Here is a 20608-nt window from a genome sequence, read left to right on the forward strand (position 1 = left end):
ATGTCGTCACGGGGACAACAGATCACTGTCACGATAGAAAAACTGGCCATCGGCGGTTCGGGCATTGCCCGCCACGATGGCTTTGTTGTTTTTGTGCCTGACGCCGCCCCCGGCGATGAACTTCTCGTTGAAATCACCCTGAAGAAGAAAAACTTCGCTGAAGCTCAAATCGTTCAGGTTTTAAAACCCGGTCCTTCACGCAGAACTCCTCCTTGCCCGATCGCAGATCGTTGCGGTGGATGTAACTGGCAACACCTTGAAGAGTCCGAACAGCGTCAGCAAAAACAAATCATGGTCCAAGAGATTTTAAAAAAATTTTTACCGGGCCACGATTTCAATTACCTCCCGATTCAGAAAAGTCCTTCACTCCGTTATCGCAATCGTATTCAGCCGAAATACCATCGTGGTAAATTCGGTTTCTTCGCAAGAAGAAGCCACGAAATCGTCGAGGCCCCAGATTGCCCCATCACTGAAGAGAAGATCACCAACGAGTTTGCCCGTATTAAATCTGAAATGGATAAGAAGTACGCGAACTCCAAAGATATTCAGCGTCTTGAAATTTATTTGGATCAGTACGAGAAGCCTCAGTGGCTTTTAATGGGCGAAGAAAAAGAAGGTGTTGGCTTCTCACAAGTAAATCGTTTTCAAAATGAAGACCTCTTGCGAACGGCGCTCGACTGGAGTCGAGGCCCTCAATATGAACGTATTTTTGATCTTTATGCTGGCAGCGGAAATTTTACTTTCCCCCTCGCTGCTCAATATCCGAATCTTCCGGTCACCGCTGCGGAACTAGACTCCAAGCTGGTTCAACGAGCGAAAGATAAAATTCAAAAGGACGACTCTCTCAATAAACGAGTGCTGTTCTATTTGTCTGATGTCGAATCGTTCATGAAGAAAACAAAGTTCCAGCCGAAGGACCTGGTTTTGTTAGATCCTCCTCGTGCGGGAGCGGATGAAGCCGTTATGCAAGCGCTTGCACGCGCCGGTGTAGAGCGAATTATCTATATTAGTTGTCATCCGGCCTCCCTTGCGCGCGATTTGAAGTATTTTTTCGCCACTCAAGAACAAACGTCTAGCTCACGCAAACTCAAATTGCGCCGAGTCCAATGCTTCGAAATGTTTCCGCAAACCGACCACGTCGAGACCATAGCAGAGCTAGCCGTTGACACTCTGTGAGTGAGTGCTTAACTTGGTTACATGGCCAAAATAATCCTGACTTTCTCACTATTTATCTTAGCTGCTTGTGCAACTACCAGCGCATCAGACTCAGAAAAAGCTGAACTCTTCTTACAGATGGGTAGTACACAATTTGGCAATGGCAACTATCCTGCGGCACTCAGCGCTCTACTAAAAGCCGAGGAGCTAGATCCAAAAAATCCTGCAATTCAAAATAATCTCGGACTGGTGTACTTCATGCGCCAACGTTACGATCTTGCAGAGAAACACATGCGTAAAGCTATTGGTCTGAATCCCAAATACAGCGAAGCGCGTAACAACTTAAGCCGCGTCCTGATCGAAGAAGGAAAGTTTTCCGAAGCGGAAAAAGAGGTTCAGATCGTGATCGATGATTTGACATATCCGTCCGTCGACAAGGCTTACGTCAACATGGGGCTCGCTCAGTTCAATCAAAAAAACTATAAAGATGCGAAAGAGAGCTTCCTACACGCGATCAACGCTTCTCGCGACAACTGCATTGCAAACGCTTATTACGGGCGTTCCTTTTTCGAAATGAAAGAATACGACAAAGCCGCACCAGCACTCGATACTGCCATTGGGTTCTGCCAGCGCGCTCTTTACGATGAACCTCACTACTACAGCGCTCTGACCTACTATCGCTTGGGCGATAAGGATAAATCAATGGCGCGTTTTTCTGAAATTGTGAAGCTGTATCCGGAAGGTAAATACCGAGAGAAATCTAAGGCGATGCTTGATATGCTAAGGAAGGCAGAATAATGAAACGCACCGGGGAGATCCTCAAGAAAGCCAGAGAACAAAAGGGACTTTCAATCAATGAAATCGCCCTTTCATTGAAAATCAGCAGCAAGGTTTTGAAAGCGATCGAGGACGGTGATGCGAATCAACTTCCTGCAAAGACTTTCCTTCGTGGTTTCGTGCAAAGTTATGCGAACTACCTGCGCCTGGACGTGAACGAAGTCTTGCGCATTTTCCAAGATGAAATGGGCACTACAAAGCCGAGCCCATTGATTCAAATGCCTGAGCAAGATTCCACATTGGAATCCATGCAACAAGATAAAAAGGGCTCAGAGTCGACGCAACAAACTCCTCGTGGCTCTACTCCTGCTCAGGAGAAAACCTATAGCAATCTCGCCAACAAAAATAGCAACTCTAAGACAGTCACGTTTACAGCGCTTGGCTTGGTTCTTGTTGGTTTGATTGTTTTCACTAAGAAGATGATTGATAAGTATCAAAAAGAGGGTGCTGTCTCGGAGGTCGAAGTCACGACTCCGCTGCCGCCTTCTGAGGCGACTCCGGAGCCAAATGCTCCTGCCGCAGAAGCAGCTATGGGCTTAGCTCAACCGTCTCCATCACCAATGGCGACCGCAATGAGCACTCCACTCAGCACACCAACTCCTTTTCACACTCCAGCAGCAACAGCTACACCAGTCGCGACAGCAACGCCAAAAGTGACGCCAACTCCTACACCGGTTCACTCAGCAACTCCGACGCCGACTCCTAAACCAAGTCCGTCACCAACTGCGACGCCGACCGCAACACCGACTCCAAGTCCATCACCAAGTGCGTCGCCAACAGTTTCACCAACTCCGGCAAACAAACCGGTTGAAGTTATCCTCGAAGCCTTGGATAACGTTGAGGTGGAAGTCTCGACAAAAGATGGAAAAACAGAGAAAATTACTTTGAGCGCAGAGCAAGTACATACTTTCAAAAGTAAAACGGGTCTCAAACTCAACATCAGCAATGGTGGCGCTGTTAATGTCATCGTTAACGGAAAAGATCTTGGTATTCCAGGAAACCTCGGTAAACCGGTAAAATTAAATTTCTAAAGTGCGACAGTTTTTACAGATTTGGATCCTCAGTTTGCTCTTCAAAATCGGACTCGCGGCTTTACTCCCGCTGAGTCCCGATGAGGCCTACTATTGGATGTGGTCGCACCACATGCAGCTCAGTTACTTCGACCACCCCCCATTTGTCGCTTGGTTATTTTATTTAGGACATTGGCTTGAGCCTTACGGTCAGCTATTACGCTTGCCGACGGTTCTCATTGGTCATCTGACGTTTCTGGTCTGGTATTATATTTTAAAACCGCAATTTTCCTGGGATAAATATAAGTACTGGTATGCACTTGCCTTCTTCTCTCCCCTCGTAGGCTTTGGCTCTATGGTGGGAACGCCGGATGTACCGCTTTTGCTCTTTTGGTCGCTGGCGATTTATTTCTTTCAGCAGTGTTTGTACCACCAAAAAGCCCGCGATTATTTCCTGCTTGGAGCTTCACTTGGTTTAGGTTTCTGCAGCAAGTATCACATCGTCCTTTTTGTTCCTTTCATCTTAGCCTATTTGCTATTTGAAAAGCGCTGGCGCGAAGTTTCTCTGAAGAAGCTCTTGCTGACAGTGGCGGGCGGACTGCTCTGCTCGCTCCCTGTGATTATGTGGAATATTCAAAACGATTTTGCTTCGTTCAGATTTCAGATTGACCACGGTCTTGGTAAAGCCAACTGGACACCGGATTGGACGCTGGGATACGTCGCTGCTGAAGTTATTCTTCTTTTCCCAGCGGTGATTTATGCGGCCCTTCGAGCAAAACCACCGCGGGATTTTAAATTCTTGCAGTATCTCGGCTGGGGTCCGCTTTTATTTTTCTTTCTTTCATCCTTCCGCGGAACTGTGGAGCTCAATTGGCCAAATACGGCGTTCCCGGTGATTTTTGCCTTGGTCCTTTTTGCGCCGAATGCCAAGAAGGTTGCTCTATGGACCTCAGGATTCTGGCTTGCGTTTTATATCTTCGGATTTTCATCTGCTCTTTTGCTGCCTAAGAACAATCCGGTGGCAAAACCCTTCCGCGAGCAATTCCGTTTCCGGCCGCTCGCTAGTCTGCAGCAGGAATATCAACCCCTTTATGCAGGCACCTATCAGATCGCTTCCACTATTTGGTACGAAAACAAGACACCTATCTACAAACTTCGCGACATGAGCCGCCACGATTTCTACGACTCTCTCCCGCAATCTTTGCCGCAGGAAGACAGTTTCTATCTTGTCCAAGAAAATTGGAGCGAGATACCTGACTGGGTCGAAAAAGCAGGGTATAAAATCTCTGTAGTAAAAGAAATTGAGCCGTTTTTCTTAGTCGTGAAGGTTTCTAAATGATCAAGTTTATCATCGGCATTACATTTTTGCTGATCTCGTACTTCGTGTACGGGTTTTATATCTCGACATATGAAATCAGCGTCATCCCGCAAAAATTAAAACGCGAGACGCCGGCAGCTTATTTTGACTATCGCGGAGTGATCAACGTCCACTCTGATATCAGTATCGGGTCTTCTTCTCCGCAACAAATTGCAACCGCAGCCAAGCAAGCCGGAATTGATTTTGTGATCCTCACGGATCTGAATGCTTTTGCAGAGAACGTTCACAACGACAGCTATTCACAAAATGTATTGTTTCTCAACGGCGGTAAATACAGCTATCTGGACTCTCGCTTGATCTTCTATTCTCCAGTGAAGGACGTCATTGGCAAAAATCTGGGCGAAGCACAAATTCGTTTCGCCGATATGCTCACCCAGAAAGAGGCCGGCAATAAGGATTCTCTTTCAATTTTAGCGCATCCTTACCATTTGGGTTTTACTTGGAACGGAGATCTGCCGCCAGGTCTTGATGGCATGGAACTCATCAACGTCAAAAGTCTTTCCGTTCAAGCATGGCAGGCTTCGAAGGCTTCGGTTATTTGGAGCTTCTTGATTTATCCGTTTAATCCAGAGTTCGCCCTCGCCCGTCTTTTCTTGGAGCCCAGTGAAGAGATCTCATTGTTTGACAAAACTTCTACACATCAAAAAATCTATGGCTTTGCCGGTGCCGAGGCCTCTGCGCGGGCGATTCCTCTGGCGAATTATCTGATCAGATTCCCAAGCTATCAGCGCAACTTTGAAATCGCGACAAATCACGTGCTTTTATCGTCAGAGCTCACGGGCAATTTGAACAGCGATCGCCAGAAGATTTTAACGGCTCTTAAGAAAGGGCAATTCTATTTAGCCTTCGATGCGCTAGGTGATCCAAAAGGTTTTGTTGCAACCATTGAAGATCGCGGCCGTTCGTACTTAATGGGCTCGCAAGTAAAACTGAGTAAAGGTATGAGCCTCAATGTTCATATTCCAGGACCTCCGAAAAATTTCTTCGAAATCGTGATCTATAAAAATGGTGAGCGCTTCCGTACTTTCAATGATCCTGAAGTGAGTGTGCCAATCACAGAACCTGGTGTTTATCGTGTACAGGTGCGTATCGCCGTTTCCATGCCATTGCCGGATGCCAATCGTTGGATCAGCTGGATTTATGCAAATCCGTTTTACGTAACGCCCTAGTTTATTTAGATTTTACAATCTACTCTTCGAAGTCCGTGACAGGAATTTCTAATATAAGACCAGGAATGGGCTGATTTTGACAGCAAAGCCGCTCCTGAGGCTGAAATCCTCGATCCTCGGCCATCTCCTGTTCGACCTCATTGCGCGCTGGCAGGGCGCTCAGGCCCTCACGAACCCACACACGGCAGGTTCCGCAGGTGCCATTGCCCCCGCAACTATGCGATATTTCAAGGCCTGCACGTAAAGCTGCCTCAAGAATGCTCTCGTCTTGACTCGCATCGACAAGCCTATTTTCTGGCAGGAACTTTATTGAAATCGGCATACCAAATATGTATCAATGATTTTATGAGATTCATAGCTTTTGACTTAGAAACTACTGGTACAGTTCCTGGTGTTGATCAAATCGTTGAAATCGGAGCCGTGCGCTTTGTAAACGGTGCTCCTGAGGCCATCTTTGCGACCCTCGTTGACCCTCAACGGCCTATTCCTGCAGGAGCTTCAAAAGTAAATGGTATCTTTGACGACATGGTTAAAGGAAAGCCGTTGATCGAATCCGTATTGCCATCCTTTGCAGAGTTCTGCGGTGAAGATATGTTGGTTGCGCACAATGCACCCTTCGACTCTCAGTTTTTGACTGCAGATATTAAGAAGTATGAAGCCTTAGCGCCAAAAGGCGTGATCTTGGATACTTTGCCTATCGCAAGAAAAGTATTTCCTGGCCTTCCAAACTACAAATTAGGAACGTTGGTTCAGTACTTGAAAATCCCAAGCACAGACTTCCATAGAGCGGAAGAGGATGCTTCTTATTGCGGTCAGCTTTTCTTCCACATGATTAAAAGAATCTCTGTGGCAGGCCAAGCTCCTCAAGTTGCAAACTTGGTAGCCTTAACTGGTAAGCCAGAACTTCGCTTCCCGCAAATCGTGAGACAGCCAAAGCAAATGGATCTCTTCGGCGGTTTGCTTTAGCTCTGATGACAATAAAAAATTGAAGGCATAAAAAAAGGCACCTATGTGGTGCCTTTTTTTATGCCTCTTTCGCTTTATGAGCAATTGGCCAGCGACGACCGCGCCCAAACGAATGCTCTGACACTTTCAGAATCGGCGGAGCCTGCCAACGCTTAAACTCCGTACGCATGATCACAGGTAGTAGCCATTTTTCAGCTTTTGTTTTCGCCGCTGCTGAATGCTCAACAAGGTTTACTACCGCTGCATCTAATTCATCATATGGCGGCAAAGTGTCTTGATCTTTTTGATTCGGACGAAGCTCTGCGCTTGGCGCGCGATCAATGATCTCTTGTGGGATAACTTCCGCTTGTGCGTTGTAAAGATCGGCCAATTGGTAAACTTGTTTTTTCGTCAAATCACCCAGCGGCGCAAGGCCTCCGCACATATCACCGTACATCGTCGAGTAACCAGCTGCGTACTCGCTTTTATTACTCGTCGTAATAAGCAGCGAATTCTCTTTGTTCGAATAAGCCATCAGAATCATTCCGCGCAAACGCGCCTGAATGTTTTCCTGAGTCACTCCGAACTCTTTCAAATTCCAAGATTTCTCGAGATCTTTTGTAATTGTTTGATAGGTGTCGTTAATAGAAACCGTCGTTAACTGTATCATCAAGTTCTTTGCGAGCTCTTCAGCGAGCTTCAAACTTTTTGCTGCGCTAAATGGTCCCGGCATTGCGACTGCAGAAACATTGCCTGAGCCTAAAGCTTCAACCGCTAAACACGCCGTCACTGCAGAATCAATGCCGCCGCTCAAACCCATGTGAATCTTCTGTATGCCTATCTTGCGGCAGAAGTCACGCATCCCCAAAACAAGAGCTTTACGAAGAAGCTCAGGTCCCTTGATCATTTCTGATTGCGACCAAGCCTGCAAAGTATCGACGTTAATGACATTGAGATCTTCTTCGAACTCATGGCAGCGCATAAGCGCTTTGCCTTGAGGGCTTAATACGAAGCTCGCGCCATCGTAAATAACTTCATCCTGGGCGCCCACAAGGTTTGCATACAAGATCGGAGCCTTAAAGTACTGCGCCGTCTTCAAAGTGACATACTCACGCTGCTTCAGCTTTCCTGGAAAGAAGGGAGAGGCACTCAAGTTGATCACCATATCCACTTTTTTCTTCGGCACTTCCGTGATCGGATTTTTAACGTACGGTGAGCGTCCCTTTGCGTCCGGCCACGCCCAAATATCTTCGCAAATCGTCACGAAGAAACGTTTGCCTTTAAACGTCAGATAGTTGTTCTTCATCGAGCCTGGTTGAATGAAACGCGCTTCATCGAAAACGTCGCCAGTCGGCAAAAGTTGCTTGTTGAAAAACTTGATCTTTTCACCCTTCACCATAAAGGCTGCAGAGTTAAAGTAAGGACGGCCGAGTTTCGCCGGATTGCGAGTGAATGCCCCGACAAATACGCCCATTCCTTTTGGGATTTGTTTGTGAATTTTCTGAAGGAATTTTTCCTGCTCTAGAACCACTTTCGTGCGTTCTAAGAGGTCGTAGGGATGATAGCCGAAAAGAGCGCACTCCGGAAAGACGACCATTTCGCAGTCTTTTTCTTGTGCGCGTTTGATAAATTCTATGATCTTTTCGTAGTTGTAAGCGAAATCACCAAGAGTCGGATTAATTTGAGCTATTGCTATTCTCATATAGTTCGGGCCTGCTTTTCTCTTTGATCAGTATACGCCCGGTGAATCCATCTTGGTAGCCATGCCAATAATTAATTTCAGTTTCCGGGAACTTCCAGCAAAAGTACCCGTCTCCGCTGTCAAAGTCAGCAAGCCAGAGGCCTTTTGGCTCCCCGCCCAGCTTTTCGATCTTAATTTGCCAACGAGTGACAATTTCATTGAGTCGAGCTTCGAGCTCATGGACCGCACGGCATTTTTTATCAGTATGTGCATCGATAAAATTGATGATCTTACGAACTTCTTGTTGAGCTTCTTCAGTCAAACGGTAAACCAGCGGGAGGAGTTGTGACACCTCATGATGCATAAATACTTTTTTGCGATTGATCTCAATCACATTCTCCACCGATTTCCCCCCGGATTGTCTTGCAGAGCTAGTGATATGTAGCAAACGGATTTTCCATGCAATCAATATCGAAAATTACAGACAAGTTAAGATGTCGCGTGAAGAAATTTCCGAAGCACCGGAAAACAATTATGCTTGCAGTGTGTTGAGCTTATTTTTCCTGACTCTTTGCGATTCGAAGTGCCTGCGATCCGAGCACAACGATGATGGCGATGACAATCGCGGCAATTAACAAAAATCTGAAGAAATTACCAAACGTCATTGGCTCATCTTCCGCCTCCTTCGCCACTTTCGGAGCAGGAGGTTTCACAGCAGTTTTCTTAGGTGGCCCCTCGAGATTTTCTCCACTCGCTACTGTCCTACGAGTGTTTTCTTGACGTTCTTTTTTCTTTTTTTCTTCTTCAGTTAGTCCGGTAATCGGCACATATGTTCGCTTCCCATCTTTTGTGACACCATCTTGGGAATAGGAATCCTTGCGATTATAAAACTTACTGCCATTCTCAATTGGAATGTCTGTCACTTTGTCATTTGCACCGCCACCAGATTCGGTTGCAGTTTTCTTTTTCATCGAGGCAATCAAAAGATTGTTTCGTGAGTTTGTTGCCGAAGATGGCGAAACGCCACCACCTCCGCCGCCACCGCCGCTACCAGAACTTTCATAGCTGCTGGGGTCAGACTTTGTTGCCGTGTTAGTGCCTTGAGAGTCGTACTTAGATGGCCGCCCGCTTGCCAAAGTGGCCGCCTCGAATTTGGAATCGCAACCTTCGTCAGACAAGAGTGCTTCCGAATCTGGGTTACCTAAACTTGGTAGCTCCCCTGTCTCCAGCAAACAAGCAACGTAATCGCCCATATAACTTTTTACGAAGCTCTGGAAAGGACGGAAGATCTGATAAACGACCGCTAAGAGTATGGAAACCGTCACGACGAGAAGAAGAACGTACTCCACCAACGCCTGCCCTCGGCTGTGGAATAATCTGGACTGCTTTTTATATTTCTGCACTATGTCTGAGAGGGCCATTTAGGTAATAATATATCATATGAATACACCCCTAGTTTACAAAAGCTTGATAAGACTAGCCTTTGTTGCGGTCGCCGTCTCAATTCAAATCACAGCATGGGCCGCGAACACCGCCAAAAGCCCAGCCCCTGCCGCATCTCCGGCAATGGCTCCAGAAGCTAATTTGCTGGCGACGGCTGAAGCCGCTTTTAAGAAGGGTGAGTACGACAAGGTCACCGACTTATTGTGGAAAAATATCGATAAGCTTGAGCGAAAAGAGCTCCTGCTTCTCGCCGTGGCCCACGAGAAAAAGAAAGAGCCGAATAACATTCTGAAGGTGACAAACATCCTGACCGGCAAGAATCCAAAAGACTACGAGGCATTCTACCTCTCTGGAAGCGCCTATCTTATGATGAATAAGAAGGACAGCGACGCTCTGGAGGCTTTAAAAACGTCTCTCGAGATCAATCCAAAATATCAGCCGGCCTACGAAAAACTCGCTGAAATGTACGAGAAAAAGAAGAACAACTACGAGCTTCGGATTTTGTACCAAGATATGCTCGTGAATATCGGCCGTAAGGCAGAATTTCTTACAAAGTTGTGCGATATAAACACCAAAGACAATCAAGAAGACCAAGCACTGTCCGATTGTAAGGAAGCCATTCAAAAAGACCCTAAAATCGCCGACAACTACGTTAATTTAGGCGTGACCCAGTTGCATGCTGGTGACACTGACGAGGCCAAGAAGACCCTTAAATCGGCTGCAGACGCGCATTCTAAGTCTGAACTCGCGCAGTACACTTACGCGAACCTCATCGAAACTCAGAAGAACTATCTCGAAGCCAGCAAGTACTATCAAGCTTGCACGGTTGCTGACGCAAAATCCTCGCGTTGCTGGTTGGGTTACGCAAAGTCTTCATTTGAAATTCACAAGTATGATGTGGCTTTGGATGCTTACAAAAAAGCCTGCAAGCTCGACAATAAGACCGCAGTGAGTTTTAGAAAAGCCACCACGGCCCTAAGAAATACAAAAGAGGCCACTTGGACGAAGCAGTTTGAGACTGCTTCTGAAGCCTGCTCGGGATATTAATTACTGAGGTACGATCTCACCGATGAGGTCGTATTCCATGCTGTCAGTAACAAGGACTTTCACCATGTCGCCGACTTTCGCTTCGCCGTCGTTAATCAAAACAACACCGTCGATGTCTGGAGCTTGCTGAGAAGTACGGCCTTGCAAGAGCAAGTCTGTCTCTTCAGAGAAACCTTCAACCAGAACTTCCACCGTCTTACCGATGAACGCGCGATGTTTTTCGCGAGAAATGTTCTGTTGAACTTCCATCACAGCTTCAAAGCGCTGTTGTTTTGTCTCTTCATCCACTTGGGCATCCATCTTACCGCCCGGAGTGCCTTCTTCTGGAGAATACTGGAAGCAACCAACGCGATCGAACTGTTGCTCAGCGATGAACTCAAGAAGCTCTTCGAATTGCTCTTCTGTTTCACCAGGGAAACCAACGATGAACTGAGTACGAATCACAGCATCGGGAATTTCCGTACGGATAATTCTCAAAGCCTCTTCGATCTCTTTACGAGTCATCTTACGATTCATCGACTTCAGAACAGCATCGTTGATATGCTGCAAAGGCATATCGAAGTACTTAACAAGTTTCTTGTTGTTCTTAATAAGGTCGATCATCTCAGGAGTGATACCATCTGGATAGAGGTACAAAAGACGGATCCACTCGATGCCTTCAACTTCAGTGAGTGCGCGAAGAAGCTCTACTGGGCTTTCTTTTGCTTCTGGGTTCTTACGGCGAAGATCCCAGCCATAGTCTGTGAAGTCATGGCTAATGATGATGAGTTCTTTCACGCCGCCCGCAGCAAGAAGTTTTGCTTCGTTCACAACGTTAGCGATTGTACGAGATTGCAAGTTACCGCGGATCAAAGGAATCGCACAGAACGCACAACGCTTCATGCAACCTTCAGAGATTTTCAAATAAGCTCTGTGACCCGGCTGAGAATTCACGCGCGGAGTCGCTTCTTCTTGAAGGTAGGTCGGAAGATTAAAGAATGTCTTTTTCTTCTCGCCAGCATCGTTATTACGCAAGATCTTAGCGATATTCTGGAATTCACCAGAACCGACGAAAAGATCGGCTTCTGGCAGACCTTCAACCAAGTCATCTTTATAACGCTGAGTAAGGCAGCCCGCGACCACAACCTTTTTCAACTGGCCAGACTTCTTGAGCTCTCCCATTTCCAAAATTCTTTGAATGGATTCCTTTTTAGAGTCCTCGATGAAACCGCATGTGTTGACGATCACCGTGTCAGCTTCGCTGTGGTCACCTACAACTTCAAAGCCATCTTTTAGCAACGTGCCGGCCATGATCTCAGAGTCGACGAGATTCTTCGGGCAACCGAGACTGATAAAGTGAACTTTTTTAGTGCCGTTTGTAATTTCCTGCTTCATAGATTTGTTACCTGAGCGTCTTTCGGAATTTTGTATTTGAAGAGATCTTTGTTTTCTTTAGAAATAAATTCTGTTTTCTTCAGCTGAATTTCCGTCGTATTATCGACGTCATCCTTGTACGAGATCTTTTTGATCTGCTTAGTTTTCAAATCCACGTCAAGGGTTAAGCCCTTCACCCGCAGATCGCCTGAAAGCGGCTGAAGCTCGACATTCAGAGTTTCTTTGTCAGATTTTTCGCTGATCACTTTGAAGTTCTTGTCGATAGGTTCTTTACCGATCAAAGTTGAAATCAAGATTTGCGACTTTGTGTTTTTATCCAACTTTGCTTTCGCAACTTGCACAGGGCCGCCGAGATCTTTCGGTGGATACTGAACGTTCCAGATTGTATCACCATCGAATAGCAACAATGTTTGCTCAGGAGTTTCGTTTTCCCAGCGGAACTTTCCTTGCGACAAGTAGATCTCGCCTTCGTAGTTCGTCGTCTTACCTAAAAGTTCTGACGTTACTTTTTTATCCGCTTCAATTTTCACGAGCTTGCTGTTGCGATATTTTTTGCTAACTTCTTTGAGAACTGAAACAGCAGATGCGGGCTTTTTCTCTTTGCTCTTTGCTACGGCCGCGAAAGTAGGGCCCATACCAACGAACACCAAAATAGAGAGTAAAATGGGGAATTTAGACATTCAGTTCTTATATCAAATCCCTGGACGCTCCGCAAGAGAGGCCCCTCTGCGCCAAGGCCCAGACTGCAAAATCTCTAGGCTTCCCGAGAGTACGCCACGCAGCCCGCGCTGTTGATCCGGTGGTCACGACATCGTCGACGAATATAACGTGCTTTCCCGCACTTTTAGCGTTGAAGTCCCTCTGTGTAAAATTTTCAGCCCACTCCATAGCGGTCCGTTCACGCTGCGAGCGCGTGCGCTTTTTCTGCGATCCGGTGGACTCTACCCTCGACAAACAATTGTAGAGCTCACAGCCTACGCCCCCGTCTACAAGAGCTTGGACAAAGTAATGGGCGTGATCTTCACAGCCGTTCCGTGAGGGTGCTGGAATCAGCAGATACTGTTTGCCAGACGCCTTTTCACTCCAGTGCCTGCGAAGAAATTCCTCGGCATAATGCTGCCAAAGTTTTTTCCCACCCGACCCTTTCAACGCGCGAATAAGTTTCGACAGTACTTCCTGTTTGCCAGGGATCCATTTGAACAAGGCTTCGACCGGGAGTTTGTGGATGTGTTGGTGGAAAAGCCCACCATCCTGTTGCTGCCAATTCCAGAGGTCTTCTGAACAAAACGCACAAAGCCCGTCCGGTCCGCGATCTAGAGATCCGCAATACAGACAACCACGAAGACCAAACCAAAGCAGTTTTTCACTGAGAAACATGCCTCTGTCAGAAGCAAAAATGGTTCCTAAGAGTTGTGGTAAGGAAGATTTCTAATGATCGTAAACGCTCGATAGATTTGCTCAAGCGCCACTGTTTGTGCCAACAGGTGATTCATTACCATCGGTGAAAGTGTCACAACCAGCTGGGCCCGGCTGCGAACTTCATCAGAAACACCATAGGCACCGCCAATAATGAAAACCGCGCGTTTCTTAGAGCTTGAAAGAACGCTCTCAATTTTTTTGGAAAACTCAATCGAGTTAAAGGACTTTCCCCGCTCATCAAACAAGATCACAAAGTCGTCGTTGCTCAACGAGGAAAGAATCAACTCGGATTCTTCCTTCTTTTTCACAGCCGCTTCGTCACGAGAGGACTTCTTCGGCTTGAGGGTTAGAATTTCAAAGGGATTAAAGTGCGATATCTTTTGCGTATACAACCTCGCGGCTTCGTCCGCCCAGGCCTCTTTAGCAGTGGCAAGGTTGTATAAGACAAATTTCATAGACTAGTTAGCAGCGTCTTTAAGACTCAATTCGCGGCCATCTTTCCAGAGCTTTTCCAGAGAGTATTCTTGGCGAACGAAATCATAGAACACGTGAACAATCAAAGAACCATAGTCCACAAGAACCCAACGGCCTTCTTCGATACCTTCCACACTGAGTGGAAGGACGTTGTATTCGTCTTTTACAGCTTCGACAACATTCTCAGCCAATGAAACCGCATGACGCGTGCTCGTACCAGAAGCGATCAAAGAGTATTCCGTAGGAGCTGCCAATGTCGTCAGGTCAAACCCACGAACTTGGATCGCTTTCTTTTCAGAAAGAACACGGCCGCAGAACTCAGTGAACTTTTCGAAGTCGCCGACTTTTTCACCGATCGGACGATAAAGCTTATGTTCCTTGATGTAGTTTTCAACTGACAACGGCAATACTTTTTCAACCGGACGGCCCGTGCGTAAAAGCTTACGAACTTCAGTCGCAGAAACCTCAACGTCTTGCAGACGGATGAACTGAACGTTACGGCCAGTTGTGAGCTCGATGAAGTTGAAATCGTATTCAGCAACAAGAGACTTTAAGAACTCAGGCAACTCATCAGCTTCGCTTGGGATATCCCAGCCTGGACGAGTTGTGACGATCAAGTTCGCCTCAGTAAGAATCTTTTGATAGTCTTTCCACTGGCTAAATTCTTCGAATTGATCCGCACCGATAATAAGGAACAAATCTTCAGGATCGACGTCTTTACGAAGATTTTGAACCGTATCAATTGTATAGCTTAAGCCACCACGTTTAATTTCCTGGTCATCAACGAAGAACTGCTTACCGTAGGTGTTCAAAGCAAGTTTCACGAGCTCCAAGCGTTGTTCGTTAGAAGGGCCCGCAATCGGAACTTTCAACGGGTTTTGAGCCGCAGGAACCACGTGAATCTTATCGAGACCCGCTTTTTTCTGCACAGTCAAAAGACTGTTGATGTGGCCCATGTGTGGTGGATTAAAACTTCCGCCGAAAATACCGACTCTCATACTACTTGTCCTCTTGGAAAACCTTACGAGTCAATTCAATGACTAGTTCTTTAATATTCTTTCCGGTCACTGCAGAAATCACCAACGGCTCAACGCCCGTTTTCTTTTTGAAAGTGGATTTTAATTTCTCGAGTTGATCGGAACTCAATGTATCAATTTTATTAAGTACTACGAGCTGAGGACGATCGCGCAAAGAGAAGAAACCCTCTTTATCCGCACTGTCTTCATCGTATCTTTCAAGTTCATAGTTAATATCTTCATAGTCCTGAACTGGATCCCGGCCAGACAAGCCGGATGCATCCACCAAGTGAATAAAGAACCGAGTGCGCTCGATATGTTTTAGGAACTGAATTCCCAAACCAACGCCTTGATGCGCGCCCTTAACCAGTCCTGGGATGTCGGCAACGACGAAGGATTTAAAGTCCGCCGCTTTCACAACACCCAAGTTTGGTGTTAACGTGGTAAATGGATAATCTGCGATTTTTGGCTTCGCCGCTGAAATACGAGAGATTAAAGTCGACTTACCTGCATTCGGAAAACCGATGATACCCACGTCAGCGATCAGCTTAAGCTCTAGTTTAATTTCAAGCTCTTCACCGTCTTCGCCAGGTTGAGCGTGCTCTGGAGCTTGGTTCGTGCTGGTTTTAAAGAAATGATTTCCTTTACCGCCACGACCACCTTTAAGGAGCGTGTATTCTTCGATGCCAGTCATGTCCACTAGAACTTCGCCATCCATATTACGAATGAGAGTTCCTTCAGGAACAACAAGAACCATGTCTTGTCCATTGGCGCCCGAACTTTTTGAAGCCGTGCCTGGATGACCATCTTCAGCTGGATATTTTTTGTTATGACGAATATCAATCAGAGAATTTACGTGCTTTGAAGCCTTGAGGACAACGTCACCACCCTTGCCGCCGTCACCACCATCAGGACCACCACGTGGCATCATCGATTCGCGACGGAAACTAACGGCGCCTGGGCCACCGTGACCCGAGGAAACTGTGATTGTAACTTCATCAATAAACTTCATAGGAATACCGCGCCCAAATCAAGTGGGCTCAAATGCAAAAAGGGACCGAACATCGGCCCCTCTTTAACTACTGGAATTAGCTTTGCTTGTACAAACCTAATTGACGAGTTGTATCAATTACGCAGTTTTAGGATAAACGCTAACTTTGAAACGCTCTTTAGAGAAACGCTCAAATTTAACCAATCCATCGATAACTGAATAGATAGTGTAGTCACGTCCCATTTTCACGTTGTTGCCAAGGTGGAACTTTGTACCACGTTGACGAACGATGATTGTACCTGGGAGAACTTGCTCGCCACCGAATCTTTTTACACCAAGTCGCTTACTCTGTGAATCGCGACCATTCTTCGTACTACCGCCGGCCTTCTTACTTGCCATGACCTATACCTCGTTCAAATAAATTAGAAATTACTTTTTAGTAGCTTTTTTAGCTGCTTTTTTCTTAGCGCCGGCTTTTGCTGGCTTCTTAGTAGCTTTCTTAGCTGTCGCCTTTTTAGCTACTTTCTTTTTAGCAACTTTTTTAGCTTCTGTCTTCAAAGTTTCAGCTGCAGCTTTACCGCCACCTACTGCTGCTTCAGCGCGTGCTTTACGATCCGCTTGTTTATCAGCGATTCTTTGTACGCGTGCTGCTGCGATGTCAGTTACGTTTGCAGTTGATTCAGCTTTAACAGATTTTCCGTCTGGAGATGTGATCGCCTTAACGAAAATTTCTGTGAAATCTTGTTTATGAGTGTTGAAACGGCGATAGCCTTGGCGACGTTTCTTTTTGAATACGATCACTTTGCGAGTGCGAGCTTGCTTAGTAACTACAACAGTTACTTTCGCATTCTTAACTACTGGTTGACCGATAACAGCAGCATCGCCGCCGATCATGAGAACTTCAGTGATATCGAATTCTTTACCAAGATCTTGCTCAAGCTTTTCTACTTGAAGAACATCACCTGCTTGAACTTTATATTGTTTTCCGCCGGTACGAATAATTGCGTACATGAATAACCTCCAGCTACCCGAAATAAGCCATGTGTAAATGCCACCTTGCACCAGTCTTTGTCAACTGATTAGATCTATTTTTTAGGCAACTTCGGAGAGTAGGAGAGATTATCTTGGGTGCCCCGCGAAAGCAACCGAATTTATCGGCGCCTTCGTGTGGACAATGCTGTTGTGATTTCGGTGGGTTAGCCTGCTTTTGTGACGGACATGTCAGGCGAAATTTGCTGGACTATTTCAAACCAGGGAAGGCCACTTTCATGGCTTTGATCCTCTCTTCTGCGGCTTTTTTAATCATCGGATCTGCGCTCCGAGCGGCCATTTGCAGCTCCTGGTAGCTCGCATGGACCGTCGACTCCATCACCTGGGAGGCGCCTGGGCCGTTTCTGTACTGACGTTGGCTGCGGATGTCTCGCTCAATGGCGTTCCACTTAGCTTTTGTGACTTCGGCGAGCTTTTCGGTATTTCCGGAAAAGGCCGAGAGGCTCTCAAGCTCCCCCAGATCACGCTCGCTCATCGAAGAGAGCTTCTGGCGAGCGGCCGTTGGATTTGAAAAATCTACCTTATTTTCTTTAACTAAAGCGGCGTAGGCCTTTTTGTAAGCGGCTTGAGCTTCTTGCGTTTTACCTAGAGCACTGGAAGCTTCCGCATGAAGACGATAATACTGAGAATAGTCGTTCTTTGCCGCAAGCTCCGAATATTTGGTATAGGCCTTGAGCTTGTCGGCCTCAGACCAACCGGTGATACCATTTCTCATCAAAATATTAGTTTCTTCTTTGGTGAAATAGGCTTTGCCCGTTGCCGGGTTGATCTCAGAAGCAAGCTTTGCCTTAGCTTCCAGGTCCTTCTTTGTCAGTGTCGAATAGGTGCGGCCTTCGACAGTGCCGATTTCGTGCATCTTCTGTAGTTGGTTGGCCTCATCGACTGTCAGTTTGCGACCTGTGATGCCTTCAAATGCAGAGACACGCTCTTGATTGGTCATTGAGCCCGCAATATTTAGAATTTCTTCTTTTTGTGCTTGGCTTGTCAGAGCTTGGCCCGCGCCACCTGCTCCCCGGCGATCCGCCGCTTGGACCTTGCTGACGAGTTCTTCGACTTTGCCAGTGGATTGAACAGCTCTCTCGGCCTCTCCGGCCTTCGCGAGATTTGAAGCGGCTGCGACTTTTTCCGCTTTGCTAGCAACCCCTGCAATGCGGGCCACTTTTGCCGCGATACCAACGCCACCTGCTGCAATCGTGCCTACTGAAAGCATTCCTTCGCAGATCATCGCTGTTGCACGAAGAGTGTTATAGCATTCGTACTTTACACCCAGCTCATGAATCTTCTTTTTTGCGAGCTCAACGGCGCTCGGCCCATTGCTTTCGCGCGAGTTCATCTTCTTAATCCAGTCGACGTATTCTTTCTCTTCAGGATTAAACTTGGCATTTGTATCTGTGATACGAGAGCGAACTTTGTCCATTGCCACAAAGCCTTGGCGAGTTTGCATCATTCGTAAGCCCGCTTTGAGTTGAGCGCATGGCACCCGGCTGAAAACTTCGTCTGCCGGCACTTCCACTTGCAACATCTTTGGCACTGTTGAGTTGTAACTGGTGTAGATGGCTTTTTTGAGCTTTGGATCTTTGTCGCACTTTTCGTTGTCGGCTTTTTCTTGTTGAGCATCGACAACCATCTTCGCAACGCCTTCGCCGATGGCCGTACCTAAACCGACGAATGTGTCTTTTACGAAGTTCCAGCCGCCGAGTGCACAACCCGCTTGAATGTTCGCGTAATTTTCCAAAGCGCGCATGAGTTGCCCGCGATCTTTACATTGAAGCTCGTAGTCTTTAGGGTCGCCGCCTTCGGCTTTGATTTGAGTGTAAACCTGCTGGCACTCTTGGGATTTTTTAACTTCTTCGCAGGTATGATTCTGCAATTGATCCAAATGGGTTAAAGCAAATTGGCTATCGTAAGGACTGCAGGTATCGGCAGCGAGTCCTGTTGCTCCCAAGAAGAATATAGCTAGTGTAAGTATCCAGCGTACCATGGACAACGTATCGGCGTTCTTCCATGGTTACAAGACGGGACTTTTGGCTTAAACGAAGAAGATCTCGTACTGCTCGATGTGGTAGTTTGGCTCAATTTTAAACGCCATGGAGCGGCCGAGTTTTTTCTCGACATGTTCAAGGCTTTCGCCTTCCATTTCGTAGATCCAATCCACCACTTCTGCATGACAGTGAACAACGATGTTGGTCTTTTTGTTTTCAAGAATGCCGGCGTCGCGCTCAAGCTCACGGAAGATCTCGTTTGCGATCGTTGATTTGCGTTTAATGTAGCCTTTGCCTTCGCAGTAGGAGCATGGCTCGCACAAGGTTTTAATCAGGCTTGGACGGATACGTTTACGAGTCATTTCAACTAAACCTAGCTGCGACATCGAAACGATGTTGGTGCGAGCACGGTCGCGCTGAAGTTCTTCGGCCAAAGCATCGAGAACTTTTTCACGGTGAGATTCTTTTTCCATATCGATGAAATCGATGATGATAATCCCGCCGCAGTTACGAATTCTGAGCTGATGCGCGATCTCGCGAACGGCTTCAAGATTGGTTTTCAAAATCGTATCTTCGAGGTCTTTTTTGCCGACAAATTTACCGGTGTTCACGTCGATCACGACAAGCGCTTCCGCCTCATCAATCACGATATAACCACCCGACTTCAACCACATTTTTCTTTCCATCGAACGAGAGATCTCGATATCGATATCATAGAGGTCAAAGAGAGGTTTTTTCTCTTCGTAGAAGACGATGTTTTGTTTGTACTTGGGCATCAGCTGAGTCACGAATTTCGCAACTTTTTTGTGAATTTCGACGTCATCCACCCACACGCTGGAAACGTTTTCGCTCATCAGGTCTCTGAGTGCGCGAAGTTCAACCTCGGGCTCTTGGTGAATCAAGCCAGGAGTTTTCTTCTTTTCGTAGTTTTTGAAAACTTCTTTGCCGAGACGATCAAGATACTCGATATCAGAACGAAGGCTTTCTTCAGCCGCACCCTCGCCCGCTGTACGAACAATCACGCCCCCTTGCGGGTTGATTTTCTGAACGATGTGACGAAGACGCTCACGCTCTTCTTCGCTCTCGATTCTGCGCGAGACACCTAAGTGACGAACGGTTGGTAAATACACGACGAAACGACCCGGCAAAGAAATATGCGTCGTTAAACGCGCACCCTTCGTGCCAAGAGGATCTTTTGCTACTTGAACAAGAATAGATTGGCCTTCTTTGATCAAATCTTGGATCGGAGTTTTATTGTGATGCGAAGTAGGTGGTGGTGATTCAGTGTCTGCATCCGCACCCAATACGTCGTCACGATCTAAATCCGCGAAAGGATATGCGCCAGAGTCGACATCTTCACGGATGTCACCGACGTACAAGAATGCGGCTTTATCTAGACCAATGTCTACGAACGCAGCCTGCATTCCCGGAAGAACGCGAATCACGTGTCCGCGATAAACTGAGCCGACCAAGGTCGGGGAGGTTTTTCTTTCGATTTTGAGGTCCGTCAACACGCCAGATTCGATATAGGCAACGCGAGTTTCATGCGGTTTAACATTGATGAGAATTTCTGCTGACATACTTAAGACCTCTTCACCTGTCCTTAGTCCAGTTCGGCGTACAAATGCAATGAGTAT

20 protein-coding genes are annotated in these 20608 nt (G+C 46.7%); 7 read left to right on the top strand and 13 right to left on the bottom strand.

What is annotated here, in order from left to right; translation table 11 throughout:
• The 5 genes from JSU04_01765 to JSU04_01785 are packed head-to-tail and all read left to right on the top strand — an operon-like array spanning position 1 to position 5549.
• On the top strand, positions 1 to 1176 hold the full coding sequence (locus tag JSU04_01765) for a class I SAM-dependent RNA methyltransferase (GenBank protein ID MBS1969000.1): 1176 nt from the start codon (positions 1 to 3) through the stop codon (positions 1174 to 1176).
• A gap of 21 nt (positions 1177 to 1197) precedes the next feature.
• Positions 1198 to 1953 (top strand): tetratricopeptide repeat protein, encoded by a 756-nt coding sequence (locus tag JSU04_01770; GenBank protein ID MBS1969001.1) that lies wholly within the window; start codon positions 1198 to 1200, stop codon positions 1951 to 1953.
• Complete coding sequence (locus JSU04_01775; GenBank protein MBS1969002.1) at positions 1953 to 3023, top strand: helix-turn-helix domain-containing protein; 1071 nt, start codon at positions 1953 to 1955, stop codon at positions 3021 to 3023. Before JSU04_01770 ends, JSU04_01775 begins: the two co-directional genes overlap by 1 nt.
• A 1-nt stretch (position 3024) precedes the next feature.
• Positions 3025 to 4341 carry a glycosyltransferase family 39 protein gene (locus JSU04_01780; GenBank protein ID MBS1969003.1) on the top strand — a complete coding sequence of 439 codons (1317 nt, stop codon included), beginning with the start codon at positions 3025 to 3027 and terminating at the stop codon, positions 4339 to 4341.
• Positions 4341 to 5549, top strand: a complete 1209-nt coding sequence (locus tag JSU04_01785) for a hypothetical protein (GenBank protein ID MBS1969004.1) — start codon at positions 4341 to 4343, stop codon at positions 5547 to 5549. Before JSU04_01780 ends, JSU04_01785 begins: the two co-directional genes overlap by 1 nt.
• 19 nt (positions 5550 to 5568) lie before the next feature.
• Here the strand turns inward: JSU04_01785 and JSU04_01790 are convergent, their stop codons facing one another.
• Positions 5569 to 5871 carry a (2Fe-2S)-binding protein gene (locus tag JSU04_01790; GenBank protein MBS1969005.1) on the bottom strand — a complete coding sequence of 101 codons (303 nt, stop codon included), beginning with the start codon at positions 5869 to 5871 and terminating at the stop codon, positions 5569 to 5571.
• Positions 5872 to 5894: 23 nt separating this feature from the next.
• Between JSU04_01790 and JSU04_01795 the strand changes: the two genes are divergently transcribed.
• On the top strand, positions 5895 to 6515 hold the full coding sequence (locus tag JSU04_01795) for a 3'-5' exonuclease (GenBank protein MBS1969006.1): 621 nt from the start codon (positions 5895 to 5897) through the stop codon (positions 6513 to 6515).
• 58 nt (positions 6516 to 6573) lie between these two features.
• On the opposite strand, the gene JSU04_01800 is transcribed toward JSU04_01795, so the two are convergent.
• The 3 genes from JSU04_01800 to JSU04_01810 form a co-directional block, all read right to left on the bottom strand.
• Positions 6574 to 8196 (bottom strand): NAD+ synthase, encoded by a 1623-nt coding sequence (locus JSU04_01800; protein MBS1969007.1) that lies wholly within the window; start codon positions 8194 to 8196, stop codon positions 6574 to 6576.
• The gene (locus JSU04_01805) at positions 8171 to 8578 is read right to left on the bottom strand and encodes a DUF2203 domain-containing protein (protein ID MBS1969008.1); all 408 of its coding nucleotides are present in this window, start codon (positions 8576 to 8578) and stop codon (positions 8171 to 8173) included. Before JSU04_01805 ends, JSU04_01800 begins: the two co-directional genes overlap by 26 nt.
• A 151-nt stretch (positions 8579 to 8729) precedes the next feature.
• Positions 8730 to 9524 carry a hypothetical protein gene (locus tag JSU04_01810; GenBank protein MBS1969009.1) on the bottom strand — a complete coding sequence of 265 codons (795 nt, stop codon included), beginning with the start codon at positions 9522 to 9524 and terminating at the stop codon, positions 8730 to 8732.
• 91 nt (positions 9525 to 9615) lie between these two features.
• Here JSU04_01810 and JSU04_01815 point away from each other — a divergent pair, with 91 nt between their 5' ends.
• The gene (locus JSU04_01815; GenBank protein ID MBS1969010.1) at positions 9616 to 10665 is read left to right on the top strand and encodes a tetratricopeptide repeat protein; all 1050 of its coding nucleotides are present in this window, start codon (positions 9616 to 9618) and stop codon (positions 10663 to 10665) included.
• Here the strand turns inward: JSU04_01815 and rimO are convergent, their stop codons facing one another.
• The 9 genes from rimO to JSU04_01860 form a co-directional block, all read right to left on the bottom strand.
• Complete coding sequence (gene rimO, locus JSU04_01820) at positions 10666 to 12039, bottom strand: 30S ribosomal protein S12 methylthiotransferase RimO (GenBank protein ID MBS1969011.1); 1374 nt, start codon at positions 12037 to 12039, stop codon at positions 10666 to 10668.
• Complete coding sequence (locus JSU04_01825) at positions 12036 to 12719, bottom strand: outer membrane lipoprotein carrier protein LolA (protein MBS1969012.1); 684 nt, start codon at positions 12717 to 12719, stop codon at positions 12036 to 12038. The genes rimO and JSU04_01825 overlap by 4 nt, the downstream gene beginning before the upstream one ends.
• A 723-nt stretch (positions 12720 to 13442) precedes the next feature.
• Positions 13443 to 13913 carry a 23S rRNA (pseudouridine(1915)-N(3))-methyltransferase RlmH gene (locus JSU04_01830; GenBank protein MBS1969013.1) on the bottom strand — a complete coding sequence of 157 codons (471 nt, stop codon included), beginning with the start codon at positions 13911 to 13913 and terminating at the stop codon, positions 13443 to 13445.
• Between the two features lie 3 nt (positions 13914 to 13916).
• Complete coding sequence (gene nadD, locus JSU04_01835) at positions 13917 to 14930, bottom strand: nicotinate (nicotinamide) nucleotide adenylyltransferase (GenBank protein MBS1969014.1); 1014 nt, start codon at positions 14928 to 14930, stop codon at positions 13917 to 13919.
• Position 14931: 1 nt separating this feature from the next.
• Positions 14932 to 15960, bottom strand: coding sequence for a GTPase ObgE (gene obgE / locus JSU04_01840; GenBank protein ID MBS1969015.1), 1029 nt, complete (start codon positions 15958 to 15960; stop codon positions 14932 to 14934).
• Between the two features lie 117 nt (positions 15961 to 16077).
• Positions 16078 to 16338 (bottom strand): 50S ribosomal protein L27, encoded by a 261-nt coding sequence (rpmA, locus tag JSU04_01845; protein MBS1969016.1) that lies wholly within the window; start codon positions 16336 to 16338, stop codon positions 16078 to 16080.
• Positions 16339 to 16368: 30 nt separating this feature from the next.
• Positions 16369 to 16950: a 50S ribosomal protein L21 gene (gene rplU / locus JSU04_01850; GenBank protein MBS1969017.1), complete on the bottom strand. Its 582-nt coding sequence runs from the start codon at positions 16948 to 16950 to the stop codon at positions 16369 to 16371.
• Positions 16951 to 17179: 229 nt separating this feature from the next.
• Positions 17180 to 18970 (bottom strand): hypothetical protein, encoded by a 1791-nt coding sequence (locus JSU04_01855; GenBank protein MBS1969018.1) that lies wholly within the window; start codon positions 18968 to 18970, stop codon positions 17180 to 17182.
• Between the two features lie 48 nt (positions 18971 to 19018).
• The gene (locus JSU04_01860; GenBank protein MBS1969019.1) at positions 19019 to 20551 is read right to left on the bottom strand and encodes an Rne/Rng family ribonuclease; all 1533 of its coding nucleotides are present in this window, start codon (positions 20549 to 20551) and stop codon (positions 19019 to 19021) included.
• Between the last annotated feature and the right edge of the window lie 57 nt (positions 20552 to 20608).

The organism is Bdellovibrionales bacterium (assembly GCA_018266295.1).
Classification (GTDB): domain Bacteria; phylum Bdellovibrionota; class Bdellovibrionia; order Bdellovibrionales; family Bdellovibrionaceae; genus JACMRP01.

Coding starts and splice junctions, on each gene's coding strand:
- JSU04_01765 (MBS1969000.1), top strand. CDS start 1: ATGTCGTCACGGGGACAACAGATCACTGTCACGATAGAAAAACTGGCC.
- JSU04_01770 (MBS1969001.1), top strand. CDS start 1,198: ATGGCCAAAATAATCCTGACTTTCTCACTATTTATCTTAGCTGCTTGT.
- JSU04_01775 (MBS1969002.1), top strand. CDS start 1,953: ATGAAACGCACCGGGGAGATCCTCAAGAAAGCCAGAGAACAAAAGGGA.
- JSU04_01790 (MBS1969005.1), bottom strand. CDS start 5,871: ATGCCGATTTCAATAAAGTTCCTGCCAGAAAATAGGCTTGTCGATGCG.
- JSU04_01795 (MBS1969006.1), top strand. CDS start 5,895: ATGAGATTCATAGCTTTTGACTTAGAAACTACTGGTACAGTTCCTGGT.
- JSU04_01800 (MBS1969007.1), bottom strand. CDS start 8,196: ATGAGAATAGCAATAGCTCAAATTAATCCGACTCTTGGTGATTTCGCT.
- JSU04_01815 (MBS1969010.1), top strand. CDS start 9,616: ATGAATACACCCCTAGTTTACAAAAGCTTGATAAGACTAGCCTTTGTT.
- rimO (MBS1969011.1), bottom strand. CDS start 12,039: ATGAAGCAGGAAATTACAAACGGCACTAAAAAAGTTCACTTTATCAGT.
- JSU04_01825 (MBS1969012.1), bottom strand. CDS start 12,719: ATGTCTAAATTCCCCATTTTACTCTCTATTTTGGTGTTCGTTGGTATG.
- JSU04_01830 (MBS1969013.1), bottom strand. CDS start 13,913: ATGAAATTTGTCTTATACAACCTTGCCACTGCTAAAGAGGCCTGGGCG.
- nadD (MBS1969014.1), bottom strand. CDS start 14,930: ATGAGAGTCGGTATTTTCGGCGGAAGTTTTAATCCACCACACATGGGC.
- obgE (MBS1969015.1), bottom strand. CDS start 15,960: ATGAAGTTTATTGATGAAGTTACAATCACAGTTTCCTCGGGTCACGGT.
- rpmA (MBS1969016.1), bottom strand. CDS start 16,338: ATGGCAAGTAAGAAGGCCGGCGGTAGTACGAAGAATGGTCGCGATTCA.
- rplU (MBS1969017.1), bottom strand. CDS start 16,950: ATGTACGCAATTATTCGTACCGGCGGAAAACAATATAAAGTTCAAGCA.
- JSU04_01855 (MBS1969018.1), bottom strand. CDS start 18,970: ATGGTACGCTGGATACTTACACTAGCTATATTCTTCTTGGGAGCAACA.
- JSU04_01860 (MBS1969019.1), bottom strand. CDS start 20,551: ATGTCAGCAGAAATTCTCATCAATGTTAAACCGCATGAAACTCGCGTT.